The sequence below is a fragment of the Bacillus sp. LR--39 genome, assembly GCF_053613335.1.
The window spans coordinates 129,765-146,799 of the sequence record NZ_JBSIOT010000003.1 but is presented as its reverse complement, the minus strand read 5'-3'; the positions used below and the strand labels follow the sequence as shown (position 1 = coordinate 146,799).

Below are 17,035 nucleotides of genomic sequence, written 5' to 3'. Positions count from 1 at the left end.
TTATTGATAATTTCTCAGGCCGCGATCATAAATAAAATTACCGAACGGAATAAAGGCCGCGATAAAACCGGCGGCTGACCATTTCACATGCCATTTGACAGTAAACGCCGCATACGCCAGCACCGCCAGATAAATGATAAACAAACCGCCGTGAATGGAACCGGCAATGGTGACGGCGAGCGGATGATGAGCCCAATACTTCAGCGGCATCGCGATAAACAGCAGCACCAAAAGCGACATTCCTTCAATAAACCCCATCGTGCGAAGTCTGCCGATCGGCGTGTGTAACATACAGCTCCCTCCTGTCGGACATCTTTTTTCCTCTATACTATAAGCAAAGGGCAGTCCTAATATGACCATTTCGCGTCAGTTCCTAAAAAACCTTTATTAATTCAGCCTGTTGTTCTTGTCATTTTTCGGATTTCTCTTGATAATATAGCCAAAAGGGTAAGGAAGGACTACAGTCATGAAACTAGATAATGTTGATCTGAGCATCATTAAAGAGCTGCAGCGGGACAGCCGCCTGTCCATGCGGGAGCTTGGCAGAAAAATCAAATTGTCAGCCCCGTCCGTCACAGAGCGTGTCAGACAGCTTGAATCTTTCGGCGTTATTAAGCGCTATACATTGGACATTGATCAAAAAAAGATCGGGCTTCCCGTCTCCTGCATTGTTGAAGCGACAGTGAAAAACGGAAAATACGATCAATTCAAAACCTACATTCAATCCATTCCCAACATTGAATTTTGCTTTCGGGTCGCCGGCGCGGCGTGTTATATGCTGAAGATTAACGCGGACAGCCTGGAAACGATCGAACACTTCATCAACCGCACCTCTCCGTATGCCCAAACCGTGACCCACGTCATTTTCTCAGAAATTGACACAAAAAACGTCCTCGATTAGAGAGAGCGTGAGGAAGTCTGTTATAATAACAGGATGATTGTGAAAGAAAGAGAAGTGAAAAGCATGTCAAAAACAGTTGTATTAGCTGAAAAACCTTCAGTCGGCCGGGACTTGGCCCGCGTGCTGAAGTGTCATAAAAAAGGAAACGGATATCTTGAAGGCGACCGCTACATCGTCACATGGGCGCTCGGACATCTGGTAACGCTCGCTGACCCTGAAGGATACGGCAAAGAATTTCAATCATGGCGGCTTGAGGATCTGCCGATAATTCCGGAGCCTTTGAAGCTCGTCGTCATTAAAAAAACAGGAAAACAGTTCAATGCGGTCAAAGCTCAGCTTGTCCGAAAAGACGTCAGCCAGATCGTAATCGCTACAGACGCAGGACGGGAAGGGGAACTTGTGGCCCGCTGGATCATCGAAAAGGCAAACGTCCGCAAACCGATCAAGCGGCTGTGGATTTCCTCTGTGACGGATAAGGCGATTAAAGAAGGATTTCAAAAGCTCCGCAACGGCAAAGAGTACGAAAATCTGTATCATTCCGCCGTTGCCAGAGCGGAAGCGGATTGGATCGTCGGCATCAACGCGACCCGCGCGCTGACGACAAAATTTAACGCGCAGCTGTCATGCGGACGCGTCCAGACTCCGACACTGGCGATGATCGCCAAGCGTGAAGCGGACATTCAGGCGTTCAAACCCGTCCCTTATTACGGTCTCCGCGCGGCGGCTGATCAGATGACGCTGACATGGCAGGATAAAAAAACAAAGCAGACTAGAACATTCGATCAGACGGTGACCGGCCGTTTGGCAAAAGACCTGCAAGGAAAGCCGGCAGTCATTTCAGAATTGAAAAAAACGGCGAAGAAAAGCTTCGCACCCGGTCTTTACGACTTGACGGAATTGCAGCGGGACGCTCATAAGCGCTTCGGTTTCTCCGCAAAAGAGACGCTGTCCGTGCTTCAAAAGCTGTATGAACAGCATAAGCTTGTCACTTACCCGCGGACAGATTCCAGATTCCTTTCCGCAGACATCGTGCCGACTTTAAAAGACCGTTTAAACGGCATGGAAGTTAAGCCGTACGCGCAATACGTCAATCAAATACTGAAGCGGGGCGTCAAAGCGCATAAAGGATTCGTCAATGATGCGAAAGTATCGGATCACCATGCCATTATTCCGACAGAGGAGCCGCTGATCCTTTCAAGCCTCAGCGACAAAGAACGAAAGCTTTACGATCTGATCGCCAAACGTTTTCTCGCCGTGTTAATGCCGGCGTTCGAATACGAAGAAACAAAGGTCACAGCCGATATCGGCGGCGAAACATTTACCGCAAAAGGGAAAACGGTTCAATCGCCTGGCTGGAAAGCCGTGTATGATATGTACGAAGATGACGACGATCATGAGGAAGACAAAGACCAGACGCTCCCGGATCTTCAGCAGGGTCAGCGCCTCACTGTCTCATCATTGAAAGAAACGAGCGGACAGACGAAACCGCCGGCGCGCTTTAATGAAGGCACGCTGTTATCCGCAATGGAGAACCCAAGCGCCTTTATGCAGGGAGAAGAGAAGAACCTTGTGAAAACATTGGGTGAAACCGGCGGACTCGGAACAGTCGCCACCCGCGCTGATATCATTGAAAAACTGTTCAATAGTTTCTTAATCGAGAAAAAAGAAAAAGATATTTTCATCACGTCAAAAGGGAAGCAGCTCTTACAGCTCGTCCCGGAAGATTTAAAATCACCGGCCTTAACCGCTGAGTGGGAGCAAAAGCTCTCCGCCATCGCAGCGGGTAAACTGAAATCCGCCGTGTTCATTAAAGACATGAAAACATATGCGGGCAAAACGGTGAAGGAAATCAAAAACAGCAGCCAGACTTTCAGACATGACAACATTTCAGGCACCGCCTGCCCTGATTGCGGCAAAATGATGCTTAAAGTCAACGGCAAACGCGGCACGATGCTCGTGTGTCAGGATCGGGAATGCGGCAGCCGGAAAACGCTGGCGAGAAAAACAAACGCCCGCTGTCCGAACTGTCATAAGAAAATGGAGCTTCGCGGCCAGGGCGAAGGCCAAACCTTCGCATGTGTATGCGGCCACCGGGAGAAACTGTCCGTCTTTGAAAAGCGCAAGGCGAAAGATAAATCCGGACGCGCATCCAAGCGGGACATCAACTCTTATATGAAAAGCCAAAACAAAGAGGAGCCGATGAACAACGCGCTGGCAGAACAGCTGAAAAAACTCGGCCTGGATAAATAGATCAGTGAAAGGCAGCATTTGTAAAGAAATGCTGCCTTTTGTTGTGTTTTTAACTGTAATGGGAATACGATCCAGACGAAGAGGGGAAAGGTGAGCAGGCGGCGCTCCCATTTAAAATTTTCCAATGTGAAAAAATGCTAGTATTCTTTTATCGTTTCCTATATAGTAAAAATACTTTGTGAAAAAATAAGATATGGGTCTAAAAAAGGGTTTATAAAATAGGAGGATGGACTGTGAAGCAATTCGTTTTTCGTCTGATGATCCTTTTGATTTCGATCGTTCTGACGGCGGGGTGCGCGGAGGCCGGCACTGAAAAACAGGCGGCGGCCGAACCGTCCGGACCGCTTCAGCCCGCAGAGCATTTTATTTATCATAAATTGATGAACGGGCGGGGGATGATCCGGACGAACATATCCGGTGAGCCGGAATATTTATCTGAGTCTCTCGGACTATGGATGGCATTTTTGCTGAACAGGAAAGATGAACGGCAGTTTCAAGCGCAATATCAGCTTCTCACCGATTCGTTTCTGACGAAAAACGGGCTCGTGTCGTGGAAGATTGACGGGAATAAAGCGAGCGGCACCAATGCCTTAATTGATGATTTCAGAATTATGAACTGTCTGAATGAGGCCGGAACCCTGTGGGGAAACAGTGAATACGGGAAAACGTCGGTGCAGATCGGGAAGGCGCTGGAAAAATACAATACGAATGACGGGTATTTTACGGATTATTATGATGCCGCTTCAAATGCCGCGTCAAAGACCGTGACGTTGTCCTATGTCGACCCCGGCGCCTTACAGATGCTCAGAGAAAAGGGAATTATCGATGAGAAAACGGAAAACCTGAACCTTGATGTTCTCAATCTTGCGCCCCTGAAAAATGGTTTTCTGCCGAAATCGTTCAATACCGAAACTAAGGAATACAAATATGACAGCGAAGTGAATATCATCGACCAGCTGTACGCCGCCGTGAATCTGAAGCGGGGCGATGGCAAAGCCGCTGTGCTGTCGAAATGGATTATAAAGGAATTTAAGTCGCGCGGACAGCTGTACGGACGATACAGCGCAGACACGAAGGAGCCGGCGGTTCAATACGAATCACCGTCCGTTTACGCCCTGGCCGTTCTTTTTTTAGCAGAACAAAAAGCTGATCCGGCTGTCATCAAGCCGCTTTATGAAAGAATGACTTCATTTGAAACACTGGACACGCTGAAACCTGATTACGGCGGCTATATGAGCGGGGACGATACACATTCTTTCGATAACCTGCTGCCGCTTCTGGCTGAAAGGAAATTGTTTAATGAAAATATCATTCAATGAATCACAAAAACTGTGCAGCTACACAGCAGTTATGCTGGTGCTGCTGTCTTTTTTTATTTACTATGCGTCTCAGCAATCCGCAGGGCTTCTGATAACCTGCATCACATTGCTTGTCACGGGAGCCGGCATATGGTTCGGGGCAATCTACGCGCTCGTCATCACCTTACTCGTCTTATTTGTTCTCGGCAGCCTGCTCCTGTGGTTTCAGACCGGGAGCTTTATGGCGTCTGCCGGTGCCGAAAGTCTGCAGGTGCTGGTCATTTGGGGGATTGCGCTGCTGCTCTTTTCTTACATAGCGGGAAGGATTCACGAGTTGGCGAAGGGGCTTGAGCGCTCAGTGAAACAGCTGCGTGAAGAGATTACGAGCTTTGTCGCCGTCGACAGGGTGACCGGCTTTGACAACCATCTGCGGATGAAGCTGGAGCTTTCTGAGGAAATCAAGCGGGCGGAACGCTACGGCAATTCCTTCGTCTTTTTGCTGCTGCACATGCATTATTTCAAAGAATTCAAATCCCTCTACGGAGAAAAAGAGACCGATCGGCTGCTGGCGTTTATCAGCCGCCAAATCCGGTCAAGCGTTCGGGAAACAGACAAAAAATTCAGGCCGTCCGCCGAACGGTTCGGCATCGTGCTGACCCATACGCCTGAAGAAAACATGCCGGCCGTTCTGGCGAAGCTGAAAAAGGAATTGGATACGTACCGGCTGCAAAACGGTAAATACGTCTCCATCACCTTCCGTGTATGTTACTTGGCGTACCGAAAGGATTTACAAACGGCCGAGCAATTTTTAAATGAACTGGAAAACGAGATGATGATGAATGAACTCTAAATGGATACGTCTCTTACTCTCGGCGCTCTTCATGATTTCGGCGGTTTATGTTCCCCTCACGGCGGAAGCAAAAGACAAAAAGGACGGCATTCTCATTATTTATACAAGCACGGACGGCAAAGAAACCGCTGAGGTCAAAATGCTTGATCTGACCGCGGGCCATTTCTCATCCGCCGTCACCGTGAAAAGCGACGGAGACATCACAGCAGCCGATCTCAAAAAGAATCGGCGCGTCATCTATTACGGCGTCACGAAAAAAAAGCTCAGCACATCATTTGTGTCTCTGATCAGCAGTATGCCGCAGCAGCTTATCAGCATCGGCTATAACGCTGGGCAGTTCCGCCAATTTGCGGGTTTGTCCCTGGCAGAAAAAGAAACGGTATACTGCATTTACAGCAAAGAAGAAAAAACAGACATGCCGCTTGAAAAAGGGATGTCCGTGCTCGGCGTATCGGGAGTAAAAGGGGAGCCCCTTTATACATACCGGTCCGGTGACGGCAGCACCCGCCCTTTTATGTGGAAAACGGCGCGCTCTGACTATTATTTCGGTGTGACGAGCCTGTTAAATGATTCGTTTCTGACGGCGAAAGCGCTGCGCAACGCATTCGGAGAATCAGAGGACGGCACCCTCCTTTATTTGCGGCTTGAGGACATCAGTCCGATGTCAGATGAAACATTGCTTTACGAAGCGGGCGCTTACCTGCATAAAAGACACATTCCGTTTATTCTGGCGGTCATTCCGGTCTATCTCAACCCGGAAAACGGAGAAAAAGTATACCTGGCGGACAAGCCGAAAATGGTCAGCGTCCTGAAAAAACTTCAGCAAATGGGCGGCAGTATCATTATTCACGGCTACACGCACGCATACCGATACAGCGAAACGGGAGAAGGCTTTGAATTTTGGGATGCCAAAGCGGATCAGCCGATTACGTCAGAAAATGCGGATGATACTCCGGTCAAGCTTGAAAAGGAACAGGATTTTCCGAATGAAAAAGCGTACCGGGCGTATGTGAAGCCTTTCCGTGAAAAAGAAAACATCTACACAAGAACGAAGCTGGAGCAGGCGATTGACGATCTGACAGAGCTCGGCCTTTACCCGCTGTCATTCGAAGCGCCGCACTATACGATGTCTGAAGAAGGCTACAAAATCGCATCTTCTTATTTCTCCAGCATTTTCGGACAAGTGCAGCTCAGCGGCACGACGTGGAAAACCTCGGGCGCCCCTCCGTTCGTCTCAAAGCCGGCTATGCTGCACGGGATGACGCTGTACCCAGAAACAATCGGTTATGCCGATAGCTCAAAGGAAAATCCGCTCGGAGATATGGAGAATCATATTTCGCAGATGATTGATTTCGGCGGCGGAACGGCGGGCGGTTTCTACCATCCGTATCTCGGCATGAAATACCTCCCCGAGCTCGTCAATCAGATGGAGCGGATTCCCGGCGGCGAGTGGCTCGATCTGAAGAAAACGAAGCAAACGGTAACGTCGGACAGCGTCAGGATCAAAACGGACGGAGACGGAACCATTCATGTGGAAAACAAGATTCATCCGATAACGGCCTTTTTCAATCACCATCAGCAGACGCCTCTGGAAAAAGCGCTTTGGATTCTCTCCGGCGTGGTGTTATTGTTTATCATCATGTTCGCCTGCTACGTTCTATATTTGCGCGCCACATTAAAAAAACGAATCTTTAAGGAGAGAAGAACCCTTGAGTAACATTCTGTTTTTTATCTCATTAAGTTTAATATGGGTGATGCTTCTCTATCACATGTTTCTGATGCAGGGCGGATTCAGGCATTATATGACCTTCGAACGGAACATTCCGAAATGGCGCGCAATGATGGGGGAGCTCCCGAAGGTCAGCGTGCTCATTCCCGCGCATAATGAGGAGGTCGTCATCAGGCAGACGCTGAAGGCGATGGTGAACCTGTATTATCCGAAAGAAAGGCTTGAGATCATCGTCGTTAACGATAATTCCTCCGACCGGACGGGAGACATCGTCAATGAATTTTCCCGTCAGTATGACTTCATTAAAATGGTCATCACAAAGCCCCCGAACGCCGGAAAAGGAAAATCTTCGGCGCTGAACTCAGGGTTCGCGGAATCGAACGGAGACGTGATCTGCGTGTATGATGCAGACAATACGCCGGAAAAAATGGCGGTGTACTACCTGGTTCTCGGTCTGATGAATGATGAGAAAGCGGGAGCGGTTGTCGGGAAATTCCGTGTCATCAATGCGGCCAAAACGATCCTGACGAAGTTTATCAATATAGAAACCATCTGCTTTCAGTGGATGGCGCAGGGCGGCAGATGGAAATGGTTCAAAATCGCCACCATCCCGGGAACGAACTTCGCGATCAGGCGGAGCATTATCGAACAGCTCGGCGGCTGGGATGATAAGGCGCTGGCGGAGGATACCGAGCTGACCATCCGCGTGTATAATCTCGGCTACCATATCCGCTTTTTCCCGGCGGCTGTGACATGGGAGCAGGAGCCTGAGACATGGAAGGTCTGGTGGCGTCAGCGGACAAGATGGGCGCGCGGCAACCAATACGTTGTTCTCAAGTTTTTATCCCAATTTTTCAAGCTGAAACGCAAGCGGATCATCTTCGATCTGTTTTATTTCTTTTTTACGTATTTTTTGTTTTTCTTCGGTGTGATCATGTCAAACACGATTTTTATCATCAATCTTTTTTACGACCTGCATCTGGCAGTCGGGTTTTTGGCGATGATTTTGTGGATACTGGCCTTTTTCCTGTTTATGACTGAGGTCATGATTACTTTAAGCATTGAAAAAACAGAAATGAACAAACAAAACTTCTTTATCGTATTTCTGATGTACTTTACATACTCCCAGGCTTGGATCGTGCTCGTCATCTGGTCATTATTCACAGAGATTAAGCACCGCTTGTTCAAGCAGGAAGTCAAGTGGTACAAAACGGAGCGATACAATCAAAATAAAAGCGGGTGACCTTTTTGAAAAAAGCGATCATATTGATAACTGGCCTTTTGCTATTGATGTATAACGGGCAGGCGGCCGCGGCCCGGGAACTGAAAACGGACGGTTCCGCCCTCGGAACAAGCGCCGGCGCAAAAGAGCAGCAGGCGCTGACCGGCGATCTGATGACACTGTACGGGGCGAAAGACAGCGCAGAGCTGACCTATCAGATTCCTGCGGGAGCTTCGAATGCCGATCAGTCGCTTCTGATTGATTACGAGGCGTCAAACTTATTAATTGCCCCGTCTTCTTTAACCATCGCCATTGATGATGAACCCGTCAAATCCATAAAGCTTGACGGCAGTTCCAAGCGGAAAACGGTGAAGCTCAATCTCAGCAAAAGCCAATCCGCCCAAGGCTATCACAATGTATCATTACGATTTTACGGCGTATTAAAAGAGGGCGTCTGCGTCAGGCAGGATACGTCAGGCAACTGGATAAAAATTTATCCGGACAGCCGCCTTGTGCTTTCAGAAGCAAGCAAGTCAAAGGGAGCGGATCTCGGCCATTTCCCGTATCCGTTTGCCCAATCAGGCAATACGGGTGAAGAAACCGATATTATCCTTCCTGACAAACCGACCTCGGCGGAAGCTGAAGCCGCAGTCAAAACAGAAGCATATCTGAAAACGGCAGACAGCAGGCTGAAGGTATCCTATGTAAAAGAATCCGACGCCGGCAAAATCAGCAATCCGTCAATTGTCATCGGCGCTGATCAGCATTGGAACGGGAAAATAAAAGAGCTTTTCGAACGGGGGAACATCAAAGCGGAAGACAACAAACTTCTTCTCGCTGAACGGGTTCTGACATCAGGGGACAAACGGCAGCCCGTCCTGTTTGTCACGGCGCAATCAGACAAAACGCTGGCGGATAAAATCCGCGTCATCACAGACAGCGCTTATTCAAGCCAGCTGGGCGGAGATACTTTGACAATCGGCCGCCTTCAGCCCGCTGCGGAAAAGACAGGCAATAAACTGACACTAGAGGACTTCGGCGCGGGAAATGTAACGGTCGGATCAAACAAAACGGCGTCAGAGCACTTCTTTTACCCTGCGGCGGCCGCTGTTGATAAAGACGGGAAGGTCAAGTTTTCGCTCACATTAAAGACGTCGGAATCGGTCCGGACGAAGGCGGATTCAGATGATGATGCTGAGAGAGCGGAACTGAACGTCATGGTCAACGGACAGCCGAATGCGGTGCGTCTTGATGATCTCGGCAATCAAGATAAAGACGGCTTTTACCACGTCTCAATCCCGATTGATCCGAAGCTTTTGCGAAGCAGCAGGTACATTGATCTGCAATTTGTCACATCAGGTTTGAAACATAACAATCCGTGTATCGACCGTGACGAAAACAAATGGGTCTATATTGATAAAAGCAGCACGCTGACGTATCCGGTAAGCGATGCGGCGCAGAAAGCGGACTTCGGGCAATGGCCGCTCCCGTTTGCGGGCGGCGGGAAAGAGAAAACAGTGATCGTCATCCCGAATGACGTAAACATGCAGACACTGAAAGAACTTTCTCTGGTGGCGGATTCATTCGGAAACGGCTTTACCGTAAAGACGGCATCAGACATGAAGGAAGCGGATGCCAAAGGCCGGAATGTTGTGTTTATCGGAGGCCTGCCGCAAATTCCGCTTTTGAAATCAAACGCCTCTAAGCTTCTCGTGCCGTCAGACCGCAGCGGAGCTTACGATGTTTCTTCGTTTCAGATGCTGAATGAGACAACGAAACAAGTCGCGTTTACCCAGAAATCACCTTGGGACTCAGACAGCAGTATTGCTGTTTTTGCTCCGTTATCAGGAAGCGGCGCGGCTGTCACAAAAGAGCTGATCAGCTTTTTAGACAGCACAAGCGATGCGGCAACCGTCGTCAACGAAACGACAGGCAAGCAGCTGTTTTCGAACCATCAGCAAATCAAGTCAGATAACAGCAGTCCATCGGCTGATACGAAAAGCCGTTCCGCAACACTGAACGTCACGTATATCGCTGTTTTCGCGGCGCTTATGATCATTGCGGCCGGTCTGATCTGGCTGACGGCAAGAAGGAAAAAAAGAAAAACGGATCATGAAAAAAGCGAAGAGTAATGAAGGAAAAAGAGGCCGTTAACAGGCCTCTTTTTTTGTATTTTTATTTCCATTTTTGGCGGTGATTTTTTTATTTTTGAAACAGCATAAAAGCCCCTTTACAACTGAACGGGACGGGAGTATGATCTCTTTTATAATCTATATCGCTTAATCTGTAATCAGAGCGGGGGAACCAATTTGCGGCGCGTCATGCCGCTTGGGGTGAATCCTTTTTCAGGTAGGGCCAACTCTCATAAGCCCGAATCCGACAGCTAACCTCGTAAGCGTTCATGAGAGGAGATGAATGAAACCTGTGCACGATTATGGCGCAGGGGCATCCGTTTGCCTCTGTGTCTTTTTGCTGTGCTGAAATAAGGCATGCAATCAGCATTCGGAGACATCATAGCAGTAAGAGTTTGTAAATCAAACGGAAAATGAAAAAAAGGGGAAGACAACAAATGTACCATTCAATCAAAAGATTTTTGATTGGGAAACCGCTGAAATCACAGGCGGCCGGAGAGCAGAAACTCACGAAACTCAAGGCGCTCGCCATGCTTTCTTCAGACGCGCTGTCATCAGTTGCTTACGGAACGGAACAGATTCTGATCATTTTGGCTGCGGTAAGCGCGGCCGCGTTTTGGTATTCCATTCCGATCGCAGTCGGCGTTCTCATTTTGCTGCTTGCTTTGATTCTGTCCTACAGACAGATTATTTACGCTTATCCGCAAGGCGGAGGCGCTTATATGGTTTCAAAAGAAAACCTTGGTGAGAAGCCGGGCCTGATTGCGGGCGGCTCATTGCTTGTTGATTATATTCTGACGGTGGCGGTAAGCATTTCTGCCGGAACTGACGCCATTACATCGGCATTTCCGGCTTTGCACCCGCATCATTTGCTCATTGCTGTTTTGCTTGTGATTCTGATTATGATTTTAAATTTGAGAGGACTGTCAGAGTCGGCGTCCATTTTGGCGTATCCCGTCTATCTGTTTGTGGCGGCGCTTGTCCTTTTGATCGTCGTCGGACTGTTTAAGCTTATGACGGGTCAGGTTCATCCGGCCGAACACACGCCGATCGGCACACCCGTGGCGGGCATCACGCTGTTTTTGCTGCTGAAGGCCTTTTCATCCGGCTGTTCGGCACTGACCGGTGTTGAAGCCATTTCAAACGCGATCCCTGCCTTTAAAAATCCTCCGGCGAAAAACGCGGCCCGCACTTTGGCCATGATGGGGATTCTGCTGGCGATCTTATTTACGGGGATTACGGTGCTGGCGTACGGCTACGGCACGGGACCGAAGCCTGACGAGACCGTTATTTCACAAATCGCCGCGGAAACTTTCGGCCGCCATACGGTGTATTATTTCATTCAAGGCGTTACATCCTTGATTCTCGTGCTTGCGGCGAATACGGGCTTTTCCGCTTTTCCGCAGCTGGCGTTTAATTTAGCGCGCGATCAGTATATGCCGAGAATGTTTACGGTACGGGGCGACCGGTTAGGATTTTCAAACGGAATTATCTTTCTCGGTATCGCGTCCATCTTGCTCATTCTTTTATTCGGGGGCCGCACGGAACATTTAATTCCGCTTTATGCTGTCGGCGTGTTCATTCCGTTTACGCTGTCGCAAACGGGAATGTGCATCAAGTGGATCAGGCAGAAGCCGAAGGGCTGGGCGGTAAAAATGCTGATCAACTCATGCGGCGCCGCCATTTCATTTATGGTGCTGTGTATTTTATTCGCGACAAAGTTCAATCTTGTCTGGCCGGTGCTGTTATTCATGCCTGCTGTCGTCATGCTGTTTTTCGTCATTAAAAATCACTACACCGCGGTCGGCGAACAGCTGCGGGTCGTTGATCAGCAGCCTGAGGAAATCAAGGGAACTGTCGTCATCGTGCCTGTCGCCGGTGTCACCACCGTCGTCCAAAAATCGATTCAGTATGCGAAATCATTATCGGATCAGGTCATTGCGGTTCATGTTTCCTTTGACAGAGAAAACGAAAAAAAGGTGGAAAAGCGCTGGGAAGAGCTTCATAACGGCGTCCGCCTCGTCACCCTGCATTCCTCATACCGCAGTTTGGTTCACCCGTTTGATAAGTTTTTAGAAACGGTCGAACAGAAAGCGAAAAAAGAACAGTTCTCCGTGATGGTGCTGTTTCCGCAATTTATTACGAAGAAACGCTGGCAGACCATCCTTCACAACCAATCAGCCTTCTTGCTCCGCGTCCGGCTGTTTTGGAAGAAGGACATCATCGTCGCCACCCTGCCGTATCATTTTAAAAAGTAACGGCAAAGACCGCAGGCTGAAATGCCGCGGTCTTTTTTGTAAAGGAGGACGACATGGCACAAGGCGCTTTTGTCATCATACAAAATGACGGGCGGGACATATTGCTCGTAAAACGAAAACATTCCCTTATGGGATTTGCCCGGCGGCGGGATCGCAGAAGGTGAAACACCTGAAGCCGCAGCCGTCAGAGAGGCCTTCGAAGAAACCGGTTATAACGTGACCATCATAAAAAAAGCCGGTGAGTATGAAAGGCCGGCATTTGAAGATACACAGCACGTTTTCATCGGAGCCATTACCGGAGGAACTCCGCTGATGAACGGGCCGGAAACCGCCGCCTTACGCTGGTTTTCCCCAAACCGGCTGCCGCTGTTCATGGTGCCGAACAGAAAACAGCAAATAAAAGACGGACTCAATGGGGCGGCAAATCATAAGGCAGTCCTTAAAGACCGGAATCTGTTATCCATCCTTGATCTGCTAAGAAAAAAGCTGAGAGTATAGCCCGTGTTTCAACCCGTTTGAAAAAGGGGATGAATACAGGTAAAAGGAGGATGCAGTATGCCAAGTAAAACAGCAGGACACGTAATGACGGAGCTGCTTGAACAATGGGGAGTCGGTCATATATACGGCATTCCCGGAGACAGCATTAATGAATTTATCGAAGAACTGAGACATGAACGAAATAACCTGACATTCATCCAAACCCGGCACGAAGAAGTCGCAGCCCTGGCCGCCGCGGCTGAGGCAAAACTGACCGGGCAGATCGGTGTCTGTCTTTCAATCGCAGGGCCGGGGGCCGTTCATCTGCTGAACGGTTTATACGACGCCAAAGCGGACGGCGTTCCGGTGCTGGCGATTGCGGGACAGGTGGCTTCCGATGAAATCGGCCGTGACAGCTTTCAGGAAATCAAATTAGAGCAAATGTTTGAGGACGTGGCGGTGTTCAACCAGCAAGTACATACGGCAGAAGCGCTGCCCGATCTTCTGAATCAGGCGATCCGCACGGCTTACAGCAAAAAAGGCGTTGCCGTTTTAACCGTTTCTGATGATTTATTCGCGCAAAAAATCAAACGGGAGCCGGTTTATACATCGCCGATATACCTCAAAGCCGATATAGAGCCGAAAAAAGAACATCTCGTGACATGCGCGCAATATATTAACAACGCAAAAAAACCGGTCATTCTCGCCGGCCAAGGGTTAAAATCAGCAAAAGAGGAGCTGCTCGCATTCGCCGATAAAGCGGCCGCTCCAATTGTGATTACCCTTCCGGCAAAAGGCGTCGTGCCTGACAGCCATCCCCACTTTCTCGGGAATCTCGGACAAATCGGCACAAAGCCCGCCTACGAAGCCATGGAGGAATGTGATCTGCTGATTATGCTCGGCACATCGTTCCCGTACAGGGATTATCTCCCAGATGATACGCCTGCCATTCAGCTTGATTCGGATCCGGCGAAAATCGGGAAGCGCTATCCCGTCAATGCGGGAATTGTCAGTGATGCGGCTCTGGGGCTGAAAGAGCTGACGGAATACATTGAATATAAAGAAGACAGAAGATTTTTAGACGCCTGCACCGAGCACATGAAGCATTGGTGGAAGGAAATCGAAAAGGATGAAACCGAAGCGACTCATCCGCTCAAGCCGCAGCAGGTCATTGCCCGGCTTCAGGATGCCGCCGCAGAGGACGCTGTCCTGTCGGTGGATGTCGGAACGGTTACGGTGTGGATGGCCCGCCATTTTAAAATGAAGAAGCAGGACTTTATCGTCTCAAGCTGGCTCGCCACGATGGGATGCGGGCTTCCGGGAGCGATTGCCGCAAGCCTTGCCGAACCTGAGCGGCAGTCCATCGCCATTTGCGGAGACGGCGGATTTTCAATGGTGATGCAGGACCTGCCGACGGCTGTTAAATACAAACTGCCGATTACGGTTGTCGTTTTAAACAACGAAAATTTAGGCATGATTGAATATGAACAGCGGGTCAAAGGCAACATTGACTACGTCACCCAGCTGCAAAATATGGATTACGCCGCTTTTGCAGAAAGCTGCGGAGCAAAAGGCATCAAAGTGACGAAACACGAGGAATTGGCTCCCGCTTTTCATGAAGCGCTCAACTCAAATGAGCCAGTCGTCATCGACGCCGTCATCGGCGATGAGCCGCCGCTTCCGGGAAAAATCACTTACGGCCAAGCGAAGGGCTTCAGCAAATACATGCTGAAAAACTTCTTTGAAAACCAAAAAATCGAAATGCCGTCACTCAAGAAAAGCTTAAAACGGCTGTTTTAAAAAAGCCGGCGCTTACAAAAAAATAAACAGGCAGCATGCCTGTTTATTTTTTTGTTTGTTGAGGCGACTTGGCTTGCATATAGCCGTCCTAAACGGAAACGGAGATTGTGAATAACCACAGCTGGCGAGCGATGGCTGATAAAAAACTTAAGAAGGACCAGGACAGTTCATAACAAACGTGGTTCGCACATCAGCATCGCCCAGCCCTTATCAGCAAAAACAGGAACTAAGACCAGCGGGGCGACGTACACCGTCAAGAAAGGCGATGCTCTTTCTGTCATTGCACAGAAAAACGGCGTGAGCATGGCCACCCTGCAAAGGTTGAACGGCATCAAGAATCCGAATTTTATCAAAGTCGGCCAAGTATTAAAGCTGACGGATTCGGCCAGCCCCCAACAAAAGGCAAAAAATCATCTTACACGCTGCCTTCAGGCGTTTTTAAAGTGACAAGCCCCTTAACTAAGGGAACGTCCGTGAAACAGATACAGACAGCTTTGGCGGCTCTTTATTACTATCCGGACAAAGGGGCGAAGAATAACGGAATAGATGGTGCATACGGGTCGAAAACAGCAAATGCAGTCAAACGGTTCCAGTCCATGTATGGATTGACTGCTGACGGCATTTACGGGCCGAAAACGAAAGCAAGGCTTGGAGAAATGTTAAAATGGAAATAAAAAAGCAGGCTCTAAATTGCCTGCTTTTCTTTTTATTAGCCTAATTTCTCTTTTGAGATCTTATCCAAATTAGTAAAAAGTATATCCAGGCCCGAAAATAAGAAAGTTATGAAGAATGAAAGAAGAATTTCTCCACCTTGAAATATAGATATGTTTTCAATGATATTATTGGAAACATATTTAATTGAGAAGTAAACAGCAGCCCATGCAAAAATGAATTCAAGTATATAGGCTAACCAAGTAGGTAATTTAAAAATATGAGTAATTCCTTTTACAATTGCCATAAGGATTAGCATATAAATTAAAGCTAAAATACTTACGACGACAGAAAATATGTATAAGTCTGAAAGTGAACCATAGATGATATACTCTCCGAAAAAATGATTTACAGTTATAGCTACAAAATAAATAACTAGGCTAGGTACAGTTATAGCGAAGAACAGGGAGAATCCAATAAGCCCTATGAATGCTGCATGAGCTAAGTGGTTGGGTGGTGTATCCACAATCTCCTTTTTTAATAGAATCATAAAAATAAGAGATGAAATAACAAGACAGCATAGTATGGTGAGCAATACGGTAATAAAGATAGCCATGTTAACCTCCAATGAAAAAGTGCTATTAGAGTGAGTCTAACAGCACTTTAAATTTTAAATATGTTAAATCAAAGCAACAATGAATTTAGCTAAAGTGGTAGCTACATCTGTAGGAGCTCCGATAGCTTTAAAAGCTTTTGTAAATTGTTTTACACCCCAATTTTCACCTTTATCCATAATGTCGGCAACCTTTTTAGAATTTTTTCTAATCCATGCCGCAGCTTTAGGGGAGAAAGGCTTTAAGGCTTTTGATAAAAGCCATCCACCTGAACGGCAGGCAGCTCTGAAAGCCTTATAGGACCATGAAACTACACCTTGGGTTTGGTAGTCACCATTGAGAGCCGCTTTGGTTGGAATAGTGCCAGGCATTCCAGTTGGAATAGTTCCTGGTGCAGTTTTCGTTACCGGTACAGGAGTTGCGGTTCTGTTTTCAGCTGCTAAAGCACCTGAAGTACCCAAGAATGATGTAAGTAGAGTTGCGCTTAAAACTACAGGAATTACTTTCTTCTTCATATATATTTTCCTCCTAATAATTTATGAATAATAATAAAATGTTTCATCGCTAACGTTGTCCAATGAGCGAGGCTTTTAGCCTTGTCAGAAAGTCCAGACTTTTTAAGTGAAAGATAAATATCCTCTCCATGTCAGTACAACTCAAGGAAACATATTCGTTTAATAGCTTCTTTAAAACCAGTTCAAGCTAAAAGGGAAACGGCTTATCAATTATTATAAAAAATTGGTTTGGTAATTCCAGTGGCATTAGTAGTAATATCACGGTTTTCTTCAGCTAAGGATGTGGGGACAAAAGAAGTAGTTACAAGAGCTAAAGATGTGGCAAATAGAATACCATT

The 17,035-nt window shown here is 47.9% G+C and carries 12 protein-coding genes, 2 pseudogenes and 1 riboswitch; of the genes and pseudogenes, 11 read left to right on the top strand and 3 right to left on the bottom strand.

Annotated elements, in window-relative coordinates; all coding sequences use genetic code 11:
* Positions 1 to 291, bottom strand: coding sequence for a DUF3817 domain-containing protein (locus ACWHAR_RS15730; protein ID WP_003156265.1), 291 nt, complete (start codon positions 289 to 291; stop codon positions 1 to 3).
* 175 nt (positions 292 to 466) lie between these two features.
* On the opposite strand from ACWHAR_RS15730, the gene ACWHAR_RS15725 reads away from it, so the two are divergent.
* The 11 genes and pseudogenes from ACWHAR_RS15725 to ACWHAR_RS15675 all read left to right on the top strand — a co-directional run.
* The gene (locus tag ACWHAR_RS15725; protein ID WP_003156263.1) at positions 467 to 901 is read left to right on the top strand and encodes an Lrp/AsnC family transcriptional regulator; all 435 of its coding nucleotides are present in this window, start codon (positions 467 to 469) and stop codon (positions 899 to 901) included.
* A 63-nt stretch (positions 902 to 964) separates the two neighbouring features.
* Positions 965 to 3,151, top strand: a complete 2,187-nt coding sequence (locus tag ACWHAR_RS15720; protein WP_029326219.1) for a DNA topoisomerase III — start codon at positions 965 to 967, stop codon at positions 3,149 to 3,151.
* A 233-nt stretch (positions 3,152 to 3,384) separates the two neighbouring features.
* Positions 3,385 to 4,470, top strand: coding sequence for a hypothetical protein (locus ACWHAR_RS15715; protein ID WP_032872937.1), 1,086 nt, complete (start codon positions 3,385 to 3,387; stop codon positions 4,468 to 4,470).
* Positions 4,451 to 5,299, top strand: a complete 849-nt coding sequence (locus ACWHAR_RS15710) for a diguanylate cyclase domain-containing protein (RefSeq protein ID WP_032872939.1) — start codon at positions 4,451 to 4,453, stop codon at positions 5,297 to 5,299. Before ACWHAR_RS15715 ends, ACWHAR_RS15710 begins: the two co-directional genes overlap by 20 nt.
* The gene (locus tag ACWHAR_RS15705) at positions 5,289 to 7,016 is read left to right on the top strand and encodes a DUF2334 domain-containing protein (RefSeq protein ID WP_032872941.1); all 1,728 of its coding nucleotides are present in this window, start codon (positions 5,289 to 5,291) and stop codon (positions 7,014 to 7,016) included. The genes ACWHAR_RS15710 and ACWHAR_RS15705 overlap by 11 nt, the downstream gene beginning before the upstream one ends.
* The gene (locus ACWHAR_RS15700) at positions 7,009 to 8,271 is read left to right on the top strand and encodes a glycosyltransferase family 2 protein (protein ID WP_032872943.1); all 1,263 of its coding nucleotides are present in this window, start codon (positions 7,009 to 7,011) and stop codon (positions 8,269 to 8,271) included. The genes ACWHAR_RS15705 and ACWHAR_RS15700 overlap by 8 nt, the downstream gene beginning before the upstream one ends.
* A gap of 5 nt (positions 8,272 to 8,276) precedes the next feature.
* The gene (locus tag ACWHAR_RS15695) at positions 8,277 to 10,382 is read left to right on the top strand and encodes a cellulose biosynthesis cyclic di-GMP-binding regulatory protein BcsB (RefSeq protein ID WP_032872945.1); all 2,106 of its coding nucleotides are present in this window, start codon (positions 8,277 to 8,279) and stop codon (positions 10,380 to 10,382) included.
* A gap of 134 nt (positions 10,383 to 10,516) precedes the next feature.
* Positions 10,517 to 10,663: riboswitch (cyclic di-AMP (ydaO/yuaA leader) on the top strand.
* A gap of 156 nt (positions 10,664 to 10,819) precedes the next feature.
* The gene (locus ACWHAR_RS15690) at positions 10,820 to 12,640 is read left to right on the top strand and encodes an APC family permease (RefSeq protein WP_032872947.1); all 1,821 of its coding nucleotides are present in this window, start codon (positions 10,820 to 10,822) and stop codon (positions 12,638 to 12,640) included.
* A 53-nt stretch (positions 12,641 to 12,693) separates the two neighbouring features.
* A pseudogene (locus ACWHAR_RS15685) lies at positions 12,694 to 13,138 on the top strand (NUDIX hydrolase).
* A 57-nt stretch (positions 13,139 to 13,195) separates the two neighbouring features.
* Positions 13,196 to 14,917 carry a pyruvate oxidase gene (locus ACWHAR_RS15680; RefSeq protein ID WP_014304370.1) on the top strand — a complete coding sequence of 574 codons (1,722 nt, stop codon included), beginning with the start codon at positions 13,196 to 13,198 and terminating at the stop codon, positions 14,915 to 14,917.
* A 413-nt stretch (positions 14,918 to 15,330) separates the two neighbouring features.
* A pseudogene (locus ACWHAR_RS15675) lies at positions 15,331 to 15,591 on the top strand (peptidoglycan-binding domain-containing protein); the annotation flags it as partial.
* 35 nt (positions 15,592 to 15,626) lie between these two features.
* Here the strand turns inward: ACWHAR_RS15675 and ACWHAR_RS15670 are convergent.
* Both ACWHAR_RS15670 and ACWHAR_RS15665 read right to left on the bottom strand, forming a co-directional pair.
* Positions 15,627 to 16,184: a hypothetical protein gene (locus ACWHAR_RS15670; RefSeq protein WP_032872951.1), complete on the bottom strand. Its 558-nt coding sequence runs from the start codon at positions 16,182 to 16,184 to the stop codon at positions 15,627 to 15,629.
* 63 nt (positions 16,185 to 16,247) lie between these two features.
* Positions 16,248 to 16,697, bottom strand: a complete 450-nt coding sequence (locus ACWHAR_RS15665) for a hypothetical protein (protein ID WP_049589365.1) — start codon at positions 16,695 to 16,697, stop codon at positions 16,248 to 16,250.
* Positions 16,698 to 17,035: the final 338 nt, after the last annotated feature.